General features: G+C 67.6%; 3 protein-coding genes and 1 pseudogene. All 4 read left to right on the top strand.

Annotated features, from left to right (window positions below; genetic code table 11):
* The first annotated feature begins 314 nt into the window (after positions 1 to 314).
* Positions 315 to 1,682, top strand: a complete 1,368-nt coding sequence (locus JWR86_RS03015; protein WP_299560549.1) for a CmpA/NrtA family ABC transporter substrate-binding protein — start codon at positions 315 to 317, stop codon at positions 1,680 to 1,682.
* A 52-nt stretch (positions 1,683 to 1,734) separates the two neighbouring features.
* Positions 1,735 to 2,574, top strand: a complete 840-nt coding sequence (gene ntrB, locus JWR86_RS03010; protein ID WP_299560547.1) for a nitrate ABC transporter permease — start codon at positions 1,735 to 1,737, stop codon at positions 2,572 to 2,574.
* 5 nt (positions 2,575 to 2,579) lie between these two features.
* Positions 2,580 to 3,467, top strand: a complete 888-nt coding sequence (locus JWR86_RS03005; RefSeq protein WP_366914533.1) for an ABC transporter ATP-binding protein — start codon at positions 2,580 to 2,582, stop codon at positions 3,465 to 3,467.
* A gap of 102 nt (positions 3,468 to 3,569) precedes the next feature.
* Positions 3,570 to 3,873 (top strand): annotated as a pseudogene (locus JWR86_RS03000) (cyanase); the annotation flags it as partial.

Raw genomic sequence — 3,873 nt, 5'->3', positions numbered from 1 at the left:
ACAAGGGCGAGGGCGAGCCAGGTTCGGGCGCCGGCGCAATCCTGGGCGTGCTGTTCGCGATCGCCCTCACGCTGGCTGCGCTCTACCTGATCGACCGCATGCAGCATTCCGCGTCGCTCTTCGACTGTGCCTTCACCAAGGCGCCGCAATGCCGCGAGCTGCTTCGCAATTGAGCAGCCGCCCGGCGCTGCCCGCGGTTTAGGCAGCTGCGGCACGGGACGCTGCCAGGCCAGGCGCCTCGCTCTCGGTTGCGGCACGCTCACAGGCCCTGGCACACCGGTTGCGACGGCTGGCGGGTCCCGTTCGGAGGCCCGATGTCCACGTTCGACGATCCCTTCACGCCGACCCGCAGCCTCAGCCGTCGCGGTTGCTCCTGTGGTGCCCACGGCTCCGAGGCCGAGCACGACCGGGCCGCGGCCCTGAGCGAGGCGGAGCGCTACGGCCGGGTCGTCGAAGGCGCGGCCATGCGGGCCATCTTTCCGGAGGATGCGGGCCGGCGCGCCTTTCTCAAGGCCGTCGGGGCCTCGACCGCCGTGGCGGCCGTGTCGCAGGTTCTGCCCATCAGCCAGGTCACCGAGGCGCTGGCGCAGGGCGCCGGCGCCCTCGAGAAGCGGGACCTCAAGGTCGGCTTCATCCCGATCACCTGCGCGACGCCCATCATCATGGCGGCGCCGATGGGGTTCTACGAGAAGCAGAAGCTGAACGTGGAGGTGGTGAAGACGGCCGGCTGGGCGGTGATCCGGGACAAGACCCTGAACAGGGAATACGACGCCGCCCACATGCTGTCGCCGATGCCGCTCGCCATCACCATGGGCGCCGGCTCAAATCCCGTCCCGTACACGGTGCCGGCGATCGAGAACATCAACGGCCAGGCGATCACGCTGGCCATGAAGCACAAGGACAAGCGCGACCCTAAATCCTGGAAGGGCTTCAAGTTCGCGGTGCCGTTCGACTATTCGATGCACAATTACCTGCTGCGCTACTACCTGGCGGAGCACGGCATCGACCCTGATACCGACGTTCAGATCAGGGCCGTGCCGCCGCCCGACATGGTCGCCAACATGCGGGCCGACAACATCGACGGCTTTCTCGGGCCGGACCCGATGAACCAGCGCGCGGTGTACGACGGAATCGGCTTCATCCACCTCCTGTCGAAGGACATCTGGGAAGGGCACCCCTGCTGCGCCTTCGCGGCCTCGCGGGACTTCATCACGCAGATGCCGAACACCTATGCGGCGCTGCTGCGGGCGATCATCGATGCGACCGCCTTTGCCCACAAGGCCGAGAACCGGAAGCAGATCGCCGCCGCCATCGCCCCCGCGAACTACCTGAATCAGCCCGAGACCGTGATCGAGCAGGTGCTAACCGGCACCTTCGCGGACGGGCTCGGCAAAATCCAGAAGGTGCCCGACCGGGCCGATTTCGACCCGTTCCCGTGGGAGAGCTTCGCGGTCTGGATGCTGACCCAGATGAAGCGCTGGGGGCAGATCAAGGGCGAGGTCGACTATGCCGGCATCGCCAAGCAGGTCTATCTCGCGACCGACGCACAGCGGCTGATGAAGGAGCAGGGGCTCACCCCGCCGGCGGCGACCAGTAAGACCTTCTCGGTCATGGGCAAGGTGTTCGACCCGGCGAGGCCGGCGGAATACCTGGCCTCGTTCCCGATCGGGAGGGCGAGCTGATGGCGGCCCGGAACGGCTCCGCTCGGCCAGGGCGGGAGGGGGCGGTGGGCGCATGACGGCCCCGCTGCGCCTGAGGGCGCTGTTCCTCTCGCTGCTGATCCTGGTGCTGTGTCTCGGGGCCTGGCAGATCGCCGTGAGCGGCTCCGGCGCCACGGCCGACATGGATCCGGACTACGCCAAGCTGATGGGCCAGACGGCGACGACCGGCAAATCGGCCATGCCGAGCCCGCTCGATGTCGGCAAGACCATCTGGGGCCACCTCAGGGACCCGTTCTATGTCCGGGGCTCCAACGACAAGGGCATCGGCATCCAGCTCGCGTATTCGCTCGGCCGGGTGACGCTCGGCTACCTGATCGCCGTGCTGGTCGCGATCCCGGTCGGGTTTCTGATCGGCATGTCGCCGCTGATGGGCCGGGCCCTCGACCCCTTTATCCAGCTCCTGAAGCCCGTCTCGCCGCTCGCCTGGATGCCCCTCGCGCTCTACACGATCAAGGATTCCGGCATCTCGTCGATCTTCGTGATCTTCATCTGCTCCGTCTGGCCGATGCTGATCAACACGGCCTTTGGCGTGGCCTCGGTCCGCAAGGAATGGCTGAACGTCGCCCGCACGCTCGAGGTCGGGCCGGTGCGGCGCGCCTTCACGGTGATCCTGCCGGCGGCTGCGCCGACCATCCTGACGGGGATGCGGATCTCCATCGGCATCGCCTGGCTCGTGATCGTGGCGGCCGAGATGCTCGTGGGCGGCACCGGCATCGGCTACTTCGTCTGGAACGAGTGGAACAACCTCAGCATCACCAACGTGATCACCTCGATTCTGGTGATCGGCGTCGTCGGAATGATCCTGGATCAGCTGCTGGCACAAGCCCAACGGGCTGTGACGTTTCCCGAGTGAGCGCCGTGACAGACCGCTTCATTTCCGTCGAAGGCATCAGCAAGCGTTATCCCGCGCCGGGCGGCCGCAGCACCACGATCTTCGAGGATCTGTGGCTGCGGGTGGGGCAGGGCGAGTTCGTCTGCGTGATCGGCCATTCGGGCTGCGGCAAGACCACGGTCCTCAACATCCTGGCCGGGCTGGACCAGCCTTCGGACGGGGCCATCCTGGTGGACGGCCGCGAGATCCGCGGCACCAGCCTCGACCGGGCCGTGATTTTCCAGGGTCACGCGCTGCTGCCCTGGAAGACGGTGCTGGGCAACGTCGCCTATGCGGTGTCATCGCGCTGGCGGTCGGCCGGCCGGCAGGAGATCGAGGCCAGGGCCATGCGGGCCATCGCTAAGGTCGGCCTGGCCGGCGCCGAACATAAACGCCCGTCCGAACTCTCCGGCGGCATGAAGCAGCGGGTCGGCATCGCCCGGGCGCTGGCGATCGAGCCCAAGATCCTGCTGATGGACGAGCCCTTCTCGGCCCTCGACGCCTTGACCCGGGGCACGCTGCAGGAAGAGGCGCGGCGCATTTGCCGCGAGACGGGCCAGACGGTCTACATGATCACCCACGACGTCGATGAGGCGATCTACCTCGCCGACAAGATCGTGCTGATGACCAATGGCCCGAACGCCAAGATCGCCGAGATCGTCGAGAACCCGCTGCCGGCGGACCGTCGCCAGGGGGACATCCACCACGATCCGAACTTCTACGCGGTCCGCAACCACCTGATCGACTTCCTGGTGTCGCGCTCCGTCACCTTCCGGGACGCGCCGCCGGCCGGCTGGGATCCGCGGCACCCGCCTGTGGTGCGGCTCGGCAGCGCAGCCGCGCCCGCAGCCGAGCCCGCGAGCCGGGCCGCCTGACCCGCGGCGGGTCCGTGCCCGCTCTGTCCCAGCACCGACCACCCCCTCGTCCGACCGGCCGGGCGCAGCCCCGCCGCGACATCCACAGGAGAGAGCAGCTCCATGAGACGCGAACAGCTGACCGAGAAGATCCTCGACATCAAGCGCGAGAAGGAATGGACCTGGCGTTTCATCTGCGACCAGATCGGCGGCATGTCCGACGTGCTGATCGTCGGCGCCTGCCTCGGCCAGATGAAGATGGTGAAGCCGCAGGCGGCGCGCGCCGCGGAGCTGTTCGGCCTGTCCACGGCCGAACAGGCGATGCTGAACGAGATTCCGTATCGCGGCACCGGCACGCCCATGCCGCCGACCGATCCGCTCATCTACCGCTTCTACGAAATGGTGATGGTCAACGGCCCGGCCTGGA

The sequence above is a fragment of the Enterovirga sp. genome (genome assembly GCF_028290205.1).
In the GTDB taxonomy this organism is placed as follows: domain Bacteria; phylum Pseudomonadota; class Alphaproteobacteria; order Rhizobiales; family Beijerinckiaceae; genus Enterovirga.
This window is presented reverse-complemented; position numbering and strand designations above follow the sequence as displayed.

Bases quoted from the DNA above. Each gene is read 5' to 3' on its own strand.
- JWR86_RS03015 (WP_299560549.1), top strand. From the start codon at position 315: ATGTCCACGTTCGACGATCCCTTCACGCCGACCCGCAGCCTCAGCCGT.
- ntrB (WP_299560547.1), top strand. From the start codon at position 1,735: ATGACGGCCCCGCTGCGCCTGAGGGCGCTGTTCCTCTCGCTGCTGATC.